At 72.7% G+C, this 14,385-nt stretch carries 13 protein-coding genes; 5 read left to right on the forward strand and 8 right to left on the reverse strand.

From position 1 onward, the window contains the following. Window positions 1-7 precede the first annotated feature (7 nt). Both AB0950_RS07100 and AB0950_RS07105 read left to right on the forward strand, forming a co-directional pair. Window positions 8-445 carry a MarR family transcriptional regulator gene (locus AB0950_RS07100; RefSeq protein WP_360155800.1) on the forward strand — a complete coding sequence of 146 codons (438 nt, stop codon included), beginning with the start codon at window positions 8-10 and terminating at the stop codon, window positions 443-445. Between the two features lie 19 nt (window positions 446-464). After that, window positions 465-992 carry an isochorismatase family protein gene (locus tag AB0950_RS07105; RefSeq protein ID WP_366777997.1) on the forward strand — a complete coding sequence of 176 codons (528 nt, stop codon included), beginning with the start codon at window positions 465-467 and terminating at the stop codon, window positions 990-992. A 4-nt stretch (window positions 993-996) separates the two neighbouring features. Here the strand turns inward: AB0950_RS07105 and AB0950_RS07110 are convergent, their stop codons facing one another. After that, window positions 997-1,716 carry an SDR family oxidoreductase gene (locus tag AB0950_RS07110; protein ID WP_360155806.1) on the reverse strand — a complete coding sequence of 240 codons (720 nt, stop codon included), beginning with the start codon at window positions 1,714-1,716 and terminating at the stop codon, window positions 997-999. A 123-nt stretch (window positions 1,717-1,839) separates the two neighbouring features. On the opposite strand from AB0950_RS07110, the gene AB0950_RS07115 reads away from it, so the two are divergent. Then, on the forward strand, window positions 1,840-2,655 hold the full coding sequence (locus AB0950_RS07115) for a LysR substrate-binding domain-containing protein (RefSeq protein ID WP_366777998.1): 816 nt from the start codon (window positions 1,840-1,842) through the stop codon (window positions 2,653-2,655). A gap of 72 nt (window positions 2,656-2,727) precedes the next feature. Here the strand turns inward: AB0950_RS07115 and fdhD are convergent, their stop codons facing one another. Genes fdhD through AB0950_RS07140 form a run of 5 tightly spaced genes read right to left on the reverse strand, consistent with a single transcriptional unit; the run spans window position 2,728 to window position 9,178 of the window. After that, complete coding sequence (fdhD, locus tag AB0950_RS07120; RefSeq protein WP_366777999.1) at window positions 2,728-3,576, reverse strand: formate dehydrogenase accessory sulfurtransferase FdhD; 849 nt, start codon at window positions 3,574-3,576, stop codon at window positions 2,728-2,730. Between the two features lie 7 nt (window positions 3,577-3,583). Continuing rightward, entirely contained in the window at window positions 3,584-4,444 is an 861-nt protein-coding gene (locus tag AB0950_RS07125) for a 2Fe-2S iron-sulfur cluster-binding protein (RefSeq protein ID WP_360155815.1), read from the reverse strand. Then, complete coding sequence (locus tag AB0950_RS07130) at window positions 4,441-6,258, reverse strand: NADH-ubiquinone oxidoreductase-F iron-sulfur binding region domain-containing protein (RefSeq protein ID WP_360155958.1); 1,818 nt, start codon at window positions 6,256-6,258, stop codon at window positions 4,441-4,443. The genes AB0950_RS07125 and AB0950_RS07130 overlap by 4 nt, the downstream gene beginning before the upstream one ends. Before the next feature lie 5 nt (window positions 6,259-6,263). Beyond that, the gene (locus tag AB0950_RS07135; protein WP_366778174.1) at window positions 6,264-8,183 is read right to left on the reverse strand and encodes a molybdopterin-dependent oxidoreductase; all 1,920 of its coding nucleotides are present in this window, start codon (window positions 8,181-8,183) and stop codon (window positions 6,264-6,266) included. Window positions 8,184-8,206: 23 nt separating this feature from the next. Next, window positions 8,207-9,178: a 2-dehydropantoate 2-reductase gene (locus AB0950_RS07140; RefSeq protein ID WP_360155818.1), complete on the reverse strand. Its 972-nt coding sequence runs from the start codon at window positions 9,176-9,178 to the stop codon at window positions 8,207-8,209. 308 nt (window positions 9,179-9,486) lie between these two features. Between AB0950_RS07140 and AB0950_RS07145 the strand changes: the two genes are divergently transcribed. Together AB0950_RS07145 and AB0950_RS07150 are read left to right on the forward strand one after the other, a co-directional pair. Continuing rightward, on the forward strand, window positions 9,487-10,434 hold the full coding sequence (locus tag AB0950_RS07145; RefSeq protein WP_360155821.1) for a beta-ketoacyl-ACP synthase III: 948 nt from the start codon (window positions 9,487-9,489) through the stop codon (window positions 10,432-10,434). A 186-nt stretch (window positions 10,435-10,620) separates the two neighbouring features. Beyond that, window positions 10,621-11,298: a GntR family transcriptional regulator gene (locus AB0950_RS07150; protein WP_366778000.1), complete on the forward strand. Its 678-nt coding sequence runs from the start codon at window positions 10,621-10,623 to the stop codon at window positions 11,296-11,298. 105 nt (window positions 11,299-11,403) lie between these two features. Here AB0950_RS07150 and AB0950_RS07155 read toward each other — a convergent pair whose 3' ends face one another. Together AB0950_RS07155 and AB0950_RS07160 are read right to left on the reverse strand one after the other, a co-directional pair. Further along, window positions 11,404-12,816 carry an OFA family MFS transporter gene (locus tag AB0950_RS07155; RefSeq protein ID WP_360155827.1) on the reverse strand — a complete coding sequence of 471 codons (1,413 nt, stop codon included), beginning with the start codon at window positions 12,814-12,816 and terminating at the stop codon, window positions 11,404-11,406. Between the two features lies 1 nt (window position 12,817). Further along, window positions 12,818-14,182 (reverse strand): MFS transporter, encoded by a 1,365-nt coding sequence (locus AB0950_RS07160; protein WP_360155830.1) that lies wholly within the window; start codon window positions 14,180-14,182, stop codon window positions 12,818-12,820. Window positions 14,183-14,385 lie beyond the last annotated feature (203 nt).

Here is a 14,385-nt window from a genome sequence, read left to right on the forward strand (position 1 = left end):
TCCCGCCATGGCCGAAGCACCCCTGTCCGCGATCCGCTCCCTGCCCAGCTGGCTCCTCGGCCGCGCCGCCGCCCGCGGCCGCGCCCTGGTCGCCGGCGCCCTCGCGGCCGAAGGGCAGAAGATGTGGCACCACGTGGTCCTCTCCGCCGTCCGCGACCTGCAGCCCGTCGCCCAGGCCGACCTCGGCCGCAGCGTGGGCCTCGACCCCAAGGACCTGGTCGGCGTCCTCAACGACCTGCAGTCCGCCGGCCACGTGCTGCGCGCACCCGACCCCCGTGACCGGCGCAAGAACGCGGTGACCCTCACCCACGACGGCGCCCGTCTCCTCGCCCGCTGCGAGAAGGCCGCCCGCGCCGCCAACGACGAGCTGCTCGCCCCGCTGTCGACCGCCGAACGCGATCAGTTCATGGGCCTGTTGATCCGGATTTCCGGCACGGACGGCTGACGGCGGCTAACGTTCCGTCATGAGCGCAGATCCCGTCCTCGACCCGCAGCGCACCGCCCTGGTCCTGATCGACCTGATGGAACGCATCGTCGCGCTGCCCCTGGAACCCCGCAAAGGCACCGAAGTGCTGGCCGCCGCCGAAGAGCTGGCCGGTGTCTTCCGCGCCGCCGGGGCGCCCGTCGTCCTCGTCCGGGTCGAACGCCCCTCGGTCGCCGAACAGCCGCCCGGCAGCGGGCTCGTGCCCGGCCTCGCCCGGCCCGGCGACCTGGAGGTGGTCAAGCGGACCATCGGCGCCTTCCAGGGCACCGGCCTGGACGAGCGGCTGCGCGAACGCGGCGTCACCACCCTGGTGTTCGGCGGCATCGCCACCAACCTCGGCGTCGAGTCCACCGCCCGAGCCGCCGCCGACCTCGGCTACGACCTCGTCTTCGTCGAGGACGCCATGGCCGCCTTCACCGCCGCCGAGCACGAGGCGTCCGTGCGGCTGGACTTCCCCCGCCTCGGCACGGTCGTGACCGCCGCCGGCGTACGCCTCACACCCGCCTGAGCCCTCACACGAGGGTCCCGCCACCGTCCACGACCACCACCGCACCGGTGCTGTAACCCGCCCGCATCAGATACAGGTACGCCTCCGCCACATCCGCCGGCTCGCCGACCCGCCCCACCGGCAGCGACTCGGCGGACGACCGGAACAGCCCCTCCCGGTCCGCCTCCGGCAGCTCCCGCCACAGCTCGGTGCGCACCACCCCGGGCGACACCACGTTCACCCTGAGTGGCGCCAGCTCCACGGCCAGCGCCCGGGTCAGCGACTCCATCGCCCCGCACAGCGCCGACGCGGCGCTCGACCCCGGCATCGGCCTGCGCCCCGCCGTGCCCGTGGTCAGGACGACCGACCCGCCCGGCCGGATCGACCCGGCGCCGTGCTTCACCGCCGTGTACGCGCCCCACAGCCGCGTGTCCAGGAACTGCCGGGCCCGTGCGACATCCGCGTCGGCCACCGCCTCCAGCAGCAGCGACTCACCGGCGGTGTAGACCAGGTGGTCGTACGCGCCGATCCGCTCGAAGAAGCCGCGGACCGCGTCCTCGTCCGTGGCGTCCAGCAGCTGCCCCTCGGCGCTGTCCGGCAGCCGCTTCAGCGCCGCGTCCACACTCTCCTGCCGGCGCGAGGCCACCACCACCTCGGCGCCCTCCCGCGCCGCGCCCTCGGCGACCGCGAGCCCGATGCCCGACGTACCCCCGATGACGACGATCCGCTGTCCCTGCAGGCTCATGCCGTTCCCCTTTTTTCGTGCTTGCCCGACGGGATCCAGCCTGCGCCGACCCCCGGCCCGCCGTCCAAGACCTCTTTCGGCACCGGCGATACCCTGGAGGCATCGCCGACGAGAGGGGCGGCCATGGACCTCGACCTGCGGAAGGTGCGGTACTTCACGGCGGTCGCCGAACTGCTGCACTTCGGGCGTGCCGCCGAGCGCCTGCACATCGCGCAGCCCGTGCTGAGCCGTCAGATCCGGTCGCTGGAGAAGGACTTGGGCGCGCCGCTCTTCGAACGGGACAGTCACGGGGTCGCGTTGACACCGGCCGGACGCCAACTCCTCGACGACGCGGGACATCTCCTCGCCGCCGCCGACGCGAGCCGGCGCAGGGTACGGCGGGCCGCGCGGGGCCCGCGCCGGCTCGTCGTCGGCTTCCGGGCCGGTGTGGTGGTCACCCCCGCCCTGCGCGCCTTCGGCGCCGCCCATCCGGACATCGACGTCCAGACCCGTCGGGTGGAATGGGACGACCAGGCGCGGCTGATCCTCGACGGGACCGTCGACCTCGCCTATGTGCGCCGGCCCGTCGACGAGCGCGGCCTCACCCTGATGCCGCTGTTCACCGAGGCCAGGGTGGCCATGCTGCCCGCGGACCACCGGCTGGCCGGCAAACCCGAGCTGGCCCTGTCCGACCTGGACGGCGAGACCTGGTTGCGCTACGCCGACCCGGCGCCCGACGACGTACCGATCCGCTCGGTCGAGGAGAAGTTCGAGCGGGTGGCGGCGGGCACGGGCATCACCCTGGTCCCGGTGTCGATCGCCGAGCAGTACTCCCGCCCGGACATCACCTACGTGCCCGTGCCGGACGCCGAACCCGACCAGGTGTACCTCGCCTGGGAGGCGGGCCGCCGCTCACCGATGATCGCCGCGTTCGCGGAAGCGGCGGGGTCGCTCGGCTGAGGCGGGGCCCGGCGGCGCAGGGGGCGCTCCCCGCCGGCCGGGGCCCCGCCGCCGTGCCGCGGGGAGGCCTCGTCAGCCCTGGGCGGCCGCCTCCCGCAGGGCGATGCGGTCCTCGCCCGCGTACACGTTCATCGAGCTGCCCCGCAGGAAACCCACCAGGGTCAGCCCGCTCTCCGCAGCCAGGTCCACCGCCAGCGACGAGGGCGCCGACACCGCCGCCAGCACCGGGATGCCCGCCATCACCGCCTTCTGCGCCAGCTCGAACGACGCCCGGCCGGAGACCAGGAGGATCGTCCGCGACAGCGGCAGCCGACCGCTCTGCAGCGCACGCCCGACCAGTTTGTCGACCGCGTTGTGCCGGCCCACGTCCTCCCGTACGTCCAGCAGCTCGCCCTCCTCGTCGAACAGGGCCGCCGCGTGCAGGCCGCCGGTGCGGTCGAACACCTGCTGGGCCGCCCGCAGCCGGTCGGGGAGGCCCGCCAGCAGCTCAGGGGTGACCCGGACCGGGGGAGTGTCGGCGATCGGGAAGCGGGCGGTCGTGCGTACGGCGTCCAGGCTGGCCTTGCCGCACAGGCCGCACGAGGAGGAGGTGTAGACGTTCCGTTCCAGGGTGAAGTCGGGCAGGGTCACGTCCGGCGCGGTCGTCACGTCGACCATGTTGTAGGTGTTGGACCCGTCCGCCGTCGCCCCCGCGCAGTAGACGATGTTGCGCACCTCGTCCGCGGCGGCCAGGACGCCCTCGCTCACCAGGAACCCGGCCGCCAGCGCGAAGTCGTCGCCGGGGGTGCGCATGGTGATGGCGAGCGGTTTTCCGTTCAGCCGGATCTCCAGGGGTTCCTCGGCGACGAGCGTGTCCGGCCGGGAGGAGAGCGCCCCGTCGCGGATCCGGAGGACCTTGCGTCGTTCCGTGACTCGTCCCATGTCCTGATCAGCCCCGGTTCTGTACGTGCTGGTAGCCGAAACGGCCCTTGATGCAGAGATTGCCGTGGGTCACCGGATTGTCGTGCGGCGAGGTGACCTTCACGATCTCATTGTCCTGCACATGGAGCGTGAGGGTGCAGCCCACTCCGCAGTACGCGCACACCGTCGACGTCTCCGTCTGCCGGGACTCGTCCCAGGTGCCCGCCGCCCGCATGTCGTACTCCGTCTTGGGCACGAGTGCCCCCGTCGGGCACACCTCGACGCAGTTCCCGCAGTACACGCACGCCGAGTCGGGCAGCGGCGCGTCGTGCTCCACGGCGATCCGGGCGTCGAAACCGCGCCCGGCCACCGAGATCGCGAAGCTGTTCTGCCACTGCTCGCCGCAGGCGTCGACGCACTTGTAGCACAGGATGCACTTGGCGTAGTCCCGCACGTACAGCTCGTTGTCGACCCTCGGCTCCTCGTTCACGCGCGCTGCGTCGAGGCCGAACCGGTCCGGCTTCGCCTCGTACTCCTTGATCCACTCGGCCACCCTCGGCGTGGTCGACAAGTCGACCGAGGAGGCGAGGAGCTCCAGGACGATCTTCCGGCTGTGCCGGGCGCGCTCGGTGTCCGTGTGCACCACCATCCCCGGCTCGGCCGTGCGCGAGCAGGCCGGCACCAGCGTGCGGGAGCCCTCGACCTCCACCACGCACACCCGGCAGGCGTTCTTCGGGCGCAGCGTGTCCCCCTGGCACAGGGTCGGGATGTCCTTGCCCGCCGTCCGGCAGGCGTCCAGGATCGTCGAGCCCTCCGGCACCCGGACCGGCTGGCCGTCGACGGTGAACTCCAGCATCCGGCGCGGGATGCCGAGCGGTGTGACGGTCATGCGTACGCCCCCAGACGGTCGATGGCGGATTCCACGGCGTTCCACGCGGTCTGCCCCAGACCGCAGATCGAGGCGTCCCGCATGGCCCGGCCGACCTCCCGCAGCAGGGCGATGTCGTCGCCGGCGGCGGCGCCGGTGCGCTCGGCGATCCGGCGCAGCGCCTCCTCCTGCCGGACGGTCCCGACCCGGCACGGCACGCACTGCCCGCAGGACTCCTCCCGGAAGAACTCGGCGATCCTGAGCAGCAGCCGGGGCAGCGGCACACCGGCGTCGAAGGCCATCACCACACCGGAGCCGAGTGTGGCGCCCGCCTCCCGGGTGCCTTCGAAGGTCAGCGGGATGTCCAGCTCGTCGGGCCGTACGAAGGAGCCCGCCGCGCCGCCGAGCAGCACCGCGCGCAGGCCCTGCCGCACCCCGGCCAGCCGCAGCAGTTCACCGAGCGTGGCGCCGAACGGCAGCTCGTACACGCCGGGCCGCTCCACACTGCCGGAGACGCAGAACAGCTTCGGCCCGGTGGAGCGCTCGGTGCCGATCGCCGCGTACGCCGGGGCGCCCATCGTCAGGACCGGCAGGACGTTGACCAGCGTCTCCACGTTGTTCTCGGCCGTCGGCCTGCCGAACAGCCCCTTCTCCACCGGGAACGGCGGCTTGGAGCGCGGCTCGCCCCGGTAGCCCTCGATGGAGTTGAACAGGGCCGTCTCCTCCCCGCAGATGTACGCCCCCGCGCCCCGCCGGATCTCGATGTCGAAGGCGTAGCCCTGGCCCAGGATGTCGTCCCCGAGCAGGCCACGCGCGCGTGCCTGCGCGATCGCGTGCTCCATGCGGTGCAGCGCGCGCGGGTACTCGCCGCGCAGATAGAGGTAGCCCCGGTGGGCGCCGGTCGCGTACGCCGCGATGGTCATCGCCTCGACCAGCGCGTACGGATCGCCCTCCATGAGCACGCGGTCCTTGAAGGTGCCCGGCTCGGACTCGTCGGCGTTGCAGACGAGGTAGTGCGGGTGGTCGGGCTGGGACGCCGTGGCCTGCCACTTGCGGCCGGTGGGGAACGCGGCCCCGCCCCGGCCGACCAGACCCGAGTCGGTGACCTCGCGGATCACTCCGGCGGGCCCCAGTTCGAAGGCCCGGCGCAGGGCCGTGTACCCGCCGTGCGCGCGGTAGTCGTCCAGGGAGGCCGGGTCGACGACGCCCACGCGGCTGAGCAGGACGAGGCGGTCCTGACCGGCCTGGGGCACGGCCATGGCGGCCGGCGGCTCCTCGGGCGCCGAGTCGGGCGCGTCCGCCGCGCGTACGGCCTCGTCCACGGTCGCCGGCGCCGCCACCGCCGTACGCACCGGATCCCCCGCCCTGACGGCGAGGGCGGCCGGGGCGCGCTCGCACAGGCCCAGGCAGGGGCTGCGCTCGACGCTCACCCCGCTGCCGGCGCGTTCCTCGATGTCCGCGCACAGGTCCCCGGCCCCGGCGGCCGTGCAGGCCAGGTCGGTGCACACGTGCAGCACGGTCGCCGGGCGCGGCCTGACGGAGAACATGGCGTAGAAGGTGGCGACCCCGTACGCCTCGGCCGGCGGCACGGTCAGCCGGCGGCACAGATAGCCGAGGCCGCCCTCGCTGATCCAGCCGACCCGGTCGTTCAGGGCGTGCAGCCCCGGCAGCAGCAGATCGCGCCGGTCCCGGGCCGCCCGGCCGCCGCGCGCCCACCTGAGGTCGGCGTCCGAGCGGTCGGCGCCCTCCCAGGAGGACTCCGGCGGGCCCAGCAGGGCGTCCACCGCGGCGCGTTCCTCGTCCGTCGGCTTGCCGTCGCCGAAGTGCAGGTCCACTCGGGTCACCTCACGTAGGTCACTGCGGGCAGCTTCTCGATGCGGATCGCCGACGCCTTGAACTCCGCCGTCCCCGCGATCGGGCAGTTCGCCTCGATCGTCAGCCGGTTGGTGTCCACCTCGTCGGGAAAGTGCATGGTCATGAAGGCCAGGCCGGGCCGCAGCGCGGGATCGATCCACACCGGCGCCACCACCGCCCCGCGCCGCGAGACGACCCGCACCTCCTCGCCGACCACGACGCCGTGCCGCTCGGCGTCCTCCGGGCACAGCTCGACGTACTCGCCGCGGCGCAGCGGAGAGGCGAAACCCCCGCTCTGCACACCGGTGTTGTACGAGTCCAGGCGGCGCCCGGTGGTCAGCCGGATCGGGTACTCCTCGTCGGTGAGGTCCACCGGCGGATCGTGCTGCACCAGTCCGAACGGCGCGAGCCGGCCCCGCCGTTCCGGGTCGTCCTCCCACAACCGGCCGTGCAGGTACGTCGGTTCGAGCCGGTCGGGGCTCGGGCAGGGCCACTGGATGCCCCGGTGCTCCTCCAGCCGCCGGTACGTCATCCCGTAGTGGTCCGGGGACACCGACCGCAGCTCGTTCCAGACCGCCTCGGCGTCCGGGTACTTCCAGTCGTGGCCCAGCCGGGCCGCCAGCGCGCAGATGATGTCGATGTCGTCGCGGGCCTCGCCGGGCGGGGCGACGGCCCGCCGCACCCGCTGCACCCGGCGCTCGCTGTTGGTGGTCGTGCCCTCGGTCTCCGCCCACCCGGCGGTCGCCGGCAGCACCACGTCCGCCAGCTCGGCCGTCCTGGTCAGGAAGATGTCCTGCACGACGAGGAAGTCCAGCGCCCTCAGCCGCCGAACGGCCTGCTCGCTGTCGGCCTCCGACTGCGCCGGGTTCTCCCCGACGCAGTACACGGCCCGCACGCCGCCGTCCTCCATCGCCTCGAACATCTCGGTCAGGTTCAGGCCGTAGTGCGGCTCGATGACGGTGTCCCACGCCGACTCGAATTTCAGCCGTACGTCCGGGTCGAGGATGTCCTGGAAGCCGGGCAGCCGGTTGGGGATCGCGCCCATGTCGCCGCCGCCCTGCACGTTGTTCTGCCCGCGCAGCGGCTGCAGCCCGGAGCCGTAGCGGCCGACGTGGCCGGTGAGCAGGGCCAGGTTGATCAGCGCGCGCACGTTGTCGGTGCCGTTGTGGTGCTCGGTGATGCCGAGCGTCCAGCACAGCTGGGCGCGCTCGGCGCGGGCGTACGCGTGCGCCAGCTCCCGTATGGCGCGGGCCGGCACGCCGGTCACCTTCTCGGTGAGCGACAGCGTCCACGGCTCGACCAGTTCGCGGTACTCCTCGAAGCCGGTGGTCGCCCGCTCGACGAACGCCTCGTTGGCCAGCCCCGCGTGGATGATCTCGCGGCCGATCGCGTGCGCCATCGGGATGTCGGTGCCGACGTTCAGCCCGAGCCAGCTCTCCGCCCACTCGGCGGTGGACGTGCGCCGCGGGTCGACCGCATACAGCCGACCGCCGTTGCGTATGCCCTTCAGCACGTGCTGGAAGAAGATCGGGTGCGCGAAACGGGCGTTGGACCCCCACATCACGATGACGTCGGTGTGCTCGATCTCCTCGTACGACGACGTGCCGCCGCCCGAACCGAACGCCGCCGACAGGCCCGCCACGCTCGGCGCGTGACAGGTGCGGTTGCAGGAGTCGACGTTGTTTGTGCCCATGACGACCCGGGCGAACTTCTGCGCCACGTAGTTCATCTCGTTGGTGGCGCGGGCGCAGGAGAACATCCCGAACGCGCCCCGGTTGCGCGCCAGGCCCCGGGCCGCCCGGTCCAGCGCCTCCTCCCAGCTCGCCCGCCTCAGCGGTTCGTCGCGACCGTCCCGGACCAGCGGGTGGGTCAGCCGCGTGTAGGTCTTCGGCTGCCGTTTCCTCATGCGGCGCTCCTCAGGCACGTTCCTCATGCGGCGCTCCTCAGTGCGAGCAGGTCCGAGATGGCGTGCACGGTGCGCAGGGTGGGCACCTCGACGCCGGTGATCTCCGCGAGTTCGACGACGGCCGCGAGCAGCACGTCCAGTTCCAGCGGCTTGCCGCGCTCCAGGTCCTGGAGGGTGGAGGTGCGGTGGTCGCCGACGCGTTCGGCGCCCGCGAGGCGGCGTTCGACGGAGACGCCGACCGTGCAGCCGAGGGCCTCGGCGACCGCCAGCGTCTCGCGCATCATCGTCTCGATGACCCGGCGGGTGCCGCCGTGCCGGCACATCTGCCGCATGGTGGCGCGGGCCAGGGCGCTGATCGGGTTGAAGGAGATGTTCCCGAGCAGCTTGACCCAGATGTCCGCGCGCAGCTCCTTCTCCACCGGGCACTTGAGCCCGCCGGTCTGCATCGCCTCGCTGAAGTCCAGACAGCGCGCGGAGACGCTGCGGTCGGGCTCGCCGATGGAGAACCGGGTGCCTTCCAGGTGCCGTACGACACCGGGGGAGCGCAGTTCGGTGGCGGCGTAGACGACACAGCCGACGGCCCGCTCGGGGGCGAGGACCCGGCTGACCGCACCGTGCGGGTCGACGCTTTCGAGGCGGTGGCCGTCGTAGGGGCCGCCGTGCCGGTGGAAGTACCACCAGGGGATGCCGTTCTGCGCGGCGACCACGGCGGTGCGCTCGTGCAGCAGCGGTGCGATCAGCGGCCCGCACGCCGCGTACGCGTTGGCCTTCAGGCCGAGGAAGACGTAGTCCGCCGGACCGATCTCGCTCGGGTCGTCGGTGGCGTGGGGGTGCGCGGTGAAGTCCCCGCGCGGGCTGAGCACGCGCACTCCGTGCTGCCTCATGGCCGCCAGATGCGGTCCACGGGCGATGAGATGCACATCGGCGCCGGCGCGGTGGAGCGCGGCGCCGACGTAGGCACCGATGGCGCCGGCGCCGAGAACTGCCACTTTCACGGGAGCACTCCGTTCGGTTGAGGGATACCGCGGAGGAGAGGAGAGGGGGCGGCCCGGGTAGGCGGGCCCGGAGAAGAACGTCGGCTGAATCCTGTCGACGAAATATTGTCTACAGTATGGAGATTGGGTCGACAAGGGTCTGCGCGAAAGTCCGTGAGCGCACGGCCGAAGCGCTCGGACGTCCACACGCCTGACCGGAGCCGACAATCCCGGCGCCCGATTCCTGTGGCTTCGGCTGCCGTCGTACCGGTGGGTCACTGATCACACTGGTGGATCCCGCTACCACGGCAACGAGGGGAATCCCCGCCATGAACGGCTCGCGCATCGCCGCCATCGGCCACTACCAGCCCGCCCGGGTGCTCACCAACGAGGACCTGGCCGGCATGGTCGACACCAGCGACGAGTGGATCCGCAGCCGCGTCGGCATCCGGACCCGGCACATCGCGGGCCCCGACGAGCCGGTCGACGAACTCGCCGCGCACGCCGCGGCCAAGGCCCTGGCCGGCGCCGGTCTGACCCCCGGCGACATCGACCTGGTCCTCGTCGCCACCTCCACGGCGGTCGACCGCTCCCCGAACACCGCCGCCCGCGTCGCGGCCCGCCTCGGCGTCCCGCGGCCCGCCGCGATGGACGTCAACGTGGTGTGCGCCGGGTTCACGCACGCCCTGGCCACGGCCGACCACACCGTCCGGGCCGGCGCGGCGCGGCGTGCGCTGGTCATCGGCGCCGACAAGATGTCCGACGTCACCGACTGGAGCGACCGCACCACCTGCGTCCTGGTCGGCGACGGGGCGGGCGCCGCCGTCGTCGAGACGTGTCCGCCGGGGCAGGAGCCGGGGATCGGGCCGGTGCTGTGGGGGTCGGTACCGGAGATGGGGCACGCGGTGCGGATCGAGGGCACCCCGCCGCGGTTCGCGCAGGAGGGGCAGAGCGTCTACCGCTGGGCCACCACCCAGCTTCCCGCCATCGCCCGCGGCGCCTGCGACAGGGCCGGCGTGGCGCCCGAGGAACTCGCCGGGGTCGTCCTGCACCAGGCCAACCTGCGCATCATCGAACCGCTCGCCGAGAAGCTCGGCGCCGTCAACGCGGTGATCGCCCGCGATGTCACCGAATCCGGCAACACCTCCGCCGCCAGCATCCCGCTCGCCTTCTCCAAGCTTGTCGAACAGGGAGCGCTCAGCGCCGGCGACCCGGTGCTGCTGTTCGGCTTCGGCGGCAACCTGTCGTACGCCGGGCAGGTCGTACGCTGCCCGTGACGCGGCGGACGGGCGGAGTGCCGCTGACGCGAACAGGCCTGGCATGGTGGTCCGTATTTTGTGCGCCGTATTTTGTGCGCTGGATTTTGAGCGCAGGATTTTGTGCACCGTAGACTGTAGACAAAAGACAATCCATACTGGGCGTCCAGCGTGAACACGCCAGACCTGCCCAGGAGGGGGACCGCGATGTTGTCGACCGGACTGCCGCAGGGGGCCGTGCCCAAGCTGGAACGCCCCGGACCGCTGCGCGAGCGCGTCTACGAGGCACTGCTGGAGCTCATCACCACCCGCGCGCTGCAGCCCGGCCAGCACCTGGTCGAGAGCGAACTCGCCGGACACCTGGGCGTCTCCCGGCAGCCGGTGCGCGAGGCGCTGCAGCGGCTCAACACCGAGGGCTGGGTCGATCTGCGGCCCGCGCAGGGGGCGTTCGTGCACGAGCCGACGGCCCAGGAGGCCGATCAGCTGCTCACGGTCCGCACCCTGCTGGAGGCGGAGGCCGCCCGGCTGGCCGCCGCCGACGCCACCGCCGAGAAGATCGGTGCGCTGGTGGAGCTGTGCGCCGAGGGCGAGAGGGCCGTCGCCGCCGACGACGTCGACCGCGCCGTCGCCCTCAACGCCGCCTTCCACGCCAAGATCATGGAGCTGGCGGGCAACGCGGTCCTCGCCGAACTGGCCGCCCAGGTCGACCGCCGGGTCCGCTGGTACTACACCCCGGTGGCCCGGCAGCGCGGGCGCCAGTCGTGGATCGAGCACCGGGAGCTGATTGCCGCCATCGCCGACCGCAACGAGGAGCGGGCCGCCAACCTGATGCGCATCCACACCGAACACACCCGCCGCTCCTACCACGAGCGCGGCGGCGCCTGACGGCCGCGCGCGCACAGCAGGCACGCGGTGTTCCCCTTCCGGCGAACCGCGAATGGTTCGCCAGAAGGGGAACACGCAGGGAGCTCAGGGACCCCAGGGCCCTGCTCAGGCCGTCGGCTGTGTACTCGGCGCCGTGACGGCCTTGCCGTCGGCCGTGTCCCGGCCGGGCTGGCGCAGCAGCAGCGCGATCGCCGCCGCGACCATCGACACCCCGCCGGCCAGCGCGTAGGCGCCGTCGTAGCCCCAGGCGCCGACCACCATGGAGCCCAGGCCGCCGCCGAACAGACCGCTGACCAGCTTGCCGCTGTACACCAGGCCGTAGTTGGTGGCGTTGTAGTTCTCGCCGAAGTAGTCCGGGGTCAGCGCCGCGAACATCGGGTAGAACGCGCCGCCGCCGAAGCCGGAGACGAAGGCGAAGAACAGGAACAGCCACTCGTTCTTGATGTCACCGGCCCAGATGACGCCGAACTGGGCCAGACCCAGCACCACGATGACGAACACCAGCGACGTCTTGCGGCCCCACAGGTCCGACAGCCAGCCGACGACGGCCCGCCCGACGCCGTTGACGACCGCCATGACGCCCATCGAGGACGCCGCGACCAGCGGGCCGAAACCGATCTCCTTGGCGTAGTCGACCTGGAAGGAGATCCCGAAGATCGACACACCGGCGGTCAGGACGATGCTGAGCCACATCAGCGGCAGCATGCCGGACCTGATGGCCTCCTTCGGCGTGAACTGCCGTACCGCGGGCGGGTTCTTGGCCAGGCTCGCGGCGCTCTTGCTGTTGCCCGCGAACGACAGCGGGTCGACGTCGGCCGGCCACCAGTTCTTCGGCGGGTCCTTGAAGAACCAGGCGCACACCGCGACGACGATCAGCACGTACACGCCGATCAGGTCGAGCACCTCGTTGTAGTTGCCGGTGTCGAAGGCGTAGTTGAAGATGAAGATGAAGGGCAGCGAGCCGTAGGCGAAGCCGCCGTTGACGAAGCCGGTCTTCGCGCCGCGCCGCTCCGGGAACCACTTGCCGACCATGTTGATGCAGGTCGCGTAGATCAGCCCGGAGCCGACACCGCCGACGACACCGAAACCGAGGATCGCCAGGAACACGTTGTCCAGGTGGGACAGCGCCAGGAAGCCCAGCAGACACATCGCGGCGCCGACGTACATCGCGCGGCGCGCGGTGAGGATGCCCCGCTCGCGCAGCCAGCCCGCCGGGAAGGCGATGCCGGCCTGGAAGAACACCCAGACGCTGAGGATCCAGAAGGTGTTGGACTGGGTCCAGCCGTGCGCCTCGGACAGGGTGTCCTCGGCGGAGCCGTAGGCGTACTCCGAGACGCTGATGGCCATCATCGCTATCCATGGCAGGTACACCATGAGCCTGCGCGAGTGGCCGAGGATGTCGCGGTCCGTCTCGCCGATGCGGTAGACCCGCCCCCGGGAGTCGGTGACTTCGCGGTACGAGCGGTTCGCCGCGCCGGGATCGGCCGGTGTCTTCCGTGTTGCCGGATCAGCCGTCATGTCAGGCCATCTCCTCGCCGAGTGGGTGGGGATTGGGGACGATGCGCCGGACGCTCTGACTGCCCGGCGCTCTGAGGAACAGCGCCACTACGGCGCAGGCGAGCCCGGTGCAGCCCGCCAGGACGAACGCGGTGTGCGGGAACCGGGCGGCGTACCCGGCGCCGCCCGTGCCGCAGGCCGCGGCGACCGGCAGGAGCCAGGCGCCGGTGAGCAGTCCGTGGACGCTCGGAAGGTGGTTCTCACCGAAGTGGTCCGCGGCCAGCGCGGTGCCCAGCACCGGCACCGCGATGCCGGCGGCCGCCGTGGCCGCCGCGCAGCCGAGGAGCAGCGCACCGCTCCCCGCGCGGACCGCGACCAGGGCGCCGAACTGCGCGGCGCCCAGCAGCGCACAGGCCGCGATCAGCGTGCCGCGCCGACCCGACCGGTCCGACAGGGCACCGGCCGGGACCGCCGCGGCGCCGCCCGCCACGGCCACCGCCCGCAGCGACTCCGCGGAGACGCCCGGCCGCCCGCCGTACCGCGCCTGCACGACCATGCCGAGCACCGCGGCCCCGGCCGCGCCGAGCAGGCACAGCCACAGCAGCCACAACGCCGGGCTGCGCGCGGCCTGGTGAAGGGTGTGATGGCGTACGGCGGGCGGGTTCTTCTCGAGGGCGCGGCGGGCGGCGGGGTCCGCCGGCACGGACAGCGGGCCGGGACCGGGCGGCCACCAGTTCCGCGGCGGATCCCGGAAGAACAGCCCGGCCCCCGCCATCACCAGGGACGCCGCGCCGCCCGCCACCGCGAGCAGCACCCGCGGGTCGGCGTCCACGACCGGACGGAAGAGAAACGGTACGGCCCCGAGGGCGAGCCCGCTCGCCACCAACGCCGTGGGGCCGCCCCGGCGTTCGGGCCACCAGCGGCCCGGCAGCGTCAGACAGGTCGCGTGCACCAGCCCGGCCCCGGCGCCGGCGCACACCGCGAACACCAGCCGGGCGAGGGTCTGTTGCGGGGCCAGCGCGAGCACGAGGTACCCGGCGAGGGTGCCGAGCGCCCCGGCCGCCATGGCCCGACGGGCGGGGAGCCGGCCGCTCTCCCGCAGCCGCCCGGCCGGAACGGCGACGGCCGCCTGGACGAGCGCCCACAGTACGGCCGGCCAGTACAGGTCCCCGCCCCACCGGTGCGCGGCACGGAGACCGGCCTGCGCAGCGAAGAACGCGTACGCGGCCCAGCCGATGCCCGCCATGCCCGCCCAGGGCAGAACGGCCATCCAGATCCGGCCACGGCCCAGCAGATCGGCGTCGCTCTCACCGACCCGGTACACGCGGCCCCTGCGGTCCCTCACCTCCCTGCACAGCACGGAGGCCGGGGGATCGATGGTCACCATCGCGATGTGCACCCCTTGCGTCGAAAGTTCTGGCCAGCGCCCCCTGTCCATTGCCTTTCGTGCGCGCGCGGGTCCCGGGACCGGCCGACGCGCACCGCCCGCCGGCCCCTCTCCGTCACTCAGCCCATGAACCACCCCCAGCAGTCGGCCGCAGCCGTGCGTGCCCCCGCCGTCACAACAGCCCCGCCGCCTGCGCCCACCGG

This window comes from Streptomyces sp. NPDC007189 (assembly GCF_040703635.1).
GTDB lineage: Bacteria > Actinomycetota > Actinomycetes > Streptomycetales > Streptomycetaceae > Streptomyces.

Excerpts from the sequence above, each read along its gene's own strand:
- AB0950_RS07155 (WP_360155827.1), bottom strand. The coding sequence starts at position 12,816 with ATGACGGCTGATCCGGCAACACGGAAGACACCGGCCGATCCCGGCGCG.
- AB0950_RS07100 (WP_360155800.1), top strand. The coding sequence starts at position 8 with ATGGCCGAAGCACCCCTGTCCGCGATCCGCTCCCTGCCCAGCTGGCTC.
- AB0950_RS07150 (WP_366778000.1), top strand. The coding sequence starts at position 10,621 with ATGTTGTCGACCGGACTGCCGCAGGGGGCCGTGCCCAAGCTGGAACGC.
- AB0950_RS07110 (WP_360155806.1), bottom strand. The coding sequence starts at position 1,716 with ATGAGCCTGCAGGGACAGCGGATCGTCGTCATCGGGGGTACGTCGGGC.
- AB0950_RS07115 (WP_366777998.1), top strand. The coding sequence starts at position 1,840 with ATGGACCTCGACCTGCGGAAGGTGCGGTACTTCACGGCGGTCGCCGAA.
- AB0950_RS07125 (WP_360155815.1), bottom strand. The coding sequence starts at position 4,444 with ATGACCGTCACACCGCTCGGCATCCCGCGCCGGATGCTGGAGTTCACC.
- AB0950_RS07160 (WP_360155830.1), bottom strand. The coding sequence starts at position 14,182 with ATGGTGACCATCGATCCCCCGGCCTCCGTGCTGTGCAGGGAGGTGAGG.
- AB0950_RS07135 (WP_366778174.1), bottom strand. The coding sequence starts at position 8,183 with ATGAGGAAACGGCAGCCGAAGACCTACACGCGGCTGACCCACCCGCTG.
- fdhD (WP_366777999.1), bottom strand. The coding sequence starts at position 3,576 with ATGGGACGAGTCACGGAACGACGCAAGGTCCTCCGGATCCGCGACGGG.
- AB0950_RS07105 (WP_366777997.1), top strand. The coding sequence starts at position 465 with ATGAGCGCAGATCCCGTCCTCGACCCGCAGCGCACCGCCCTGGTCCTG.
- AB0950_RS07145 (WP_360155821.1), top strand. The coding sequence starts at position 9,487 with ATGAACGGCTCGCGCATCGCCGCCATCGGCCACTACCAGCCCGCCCGG.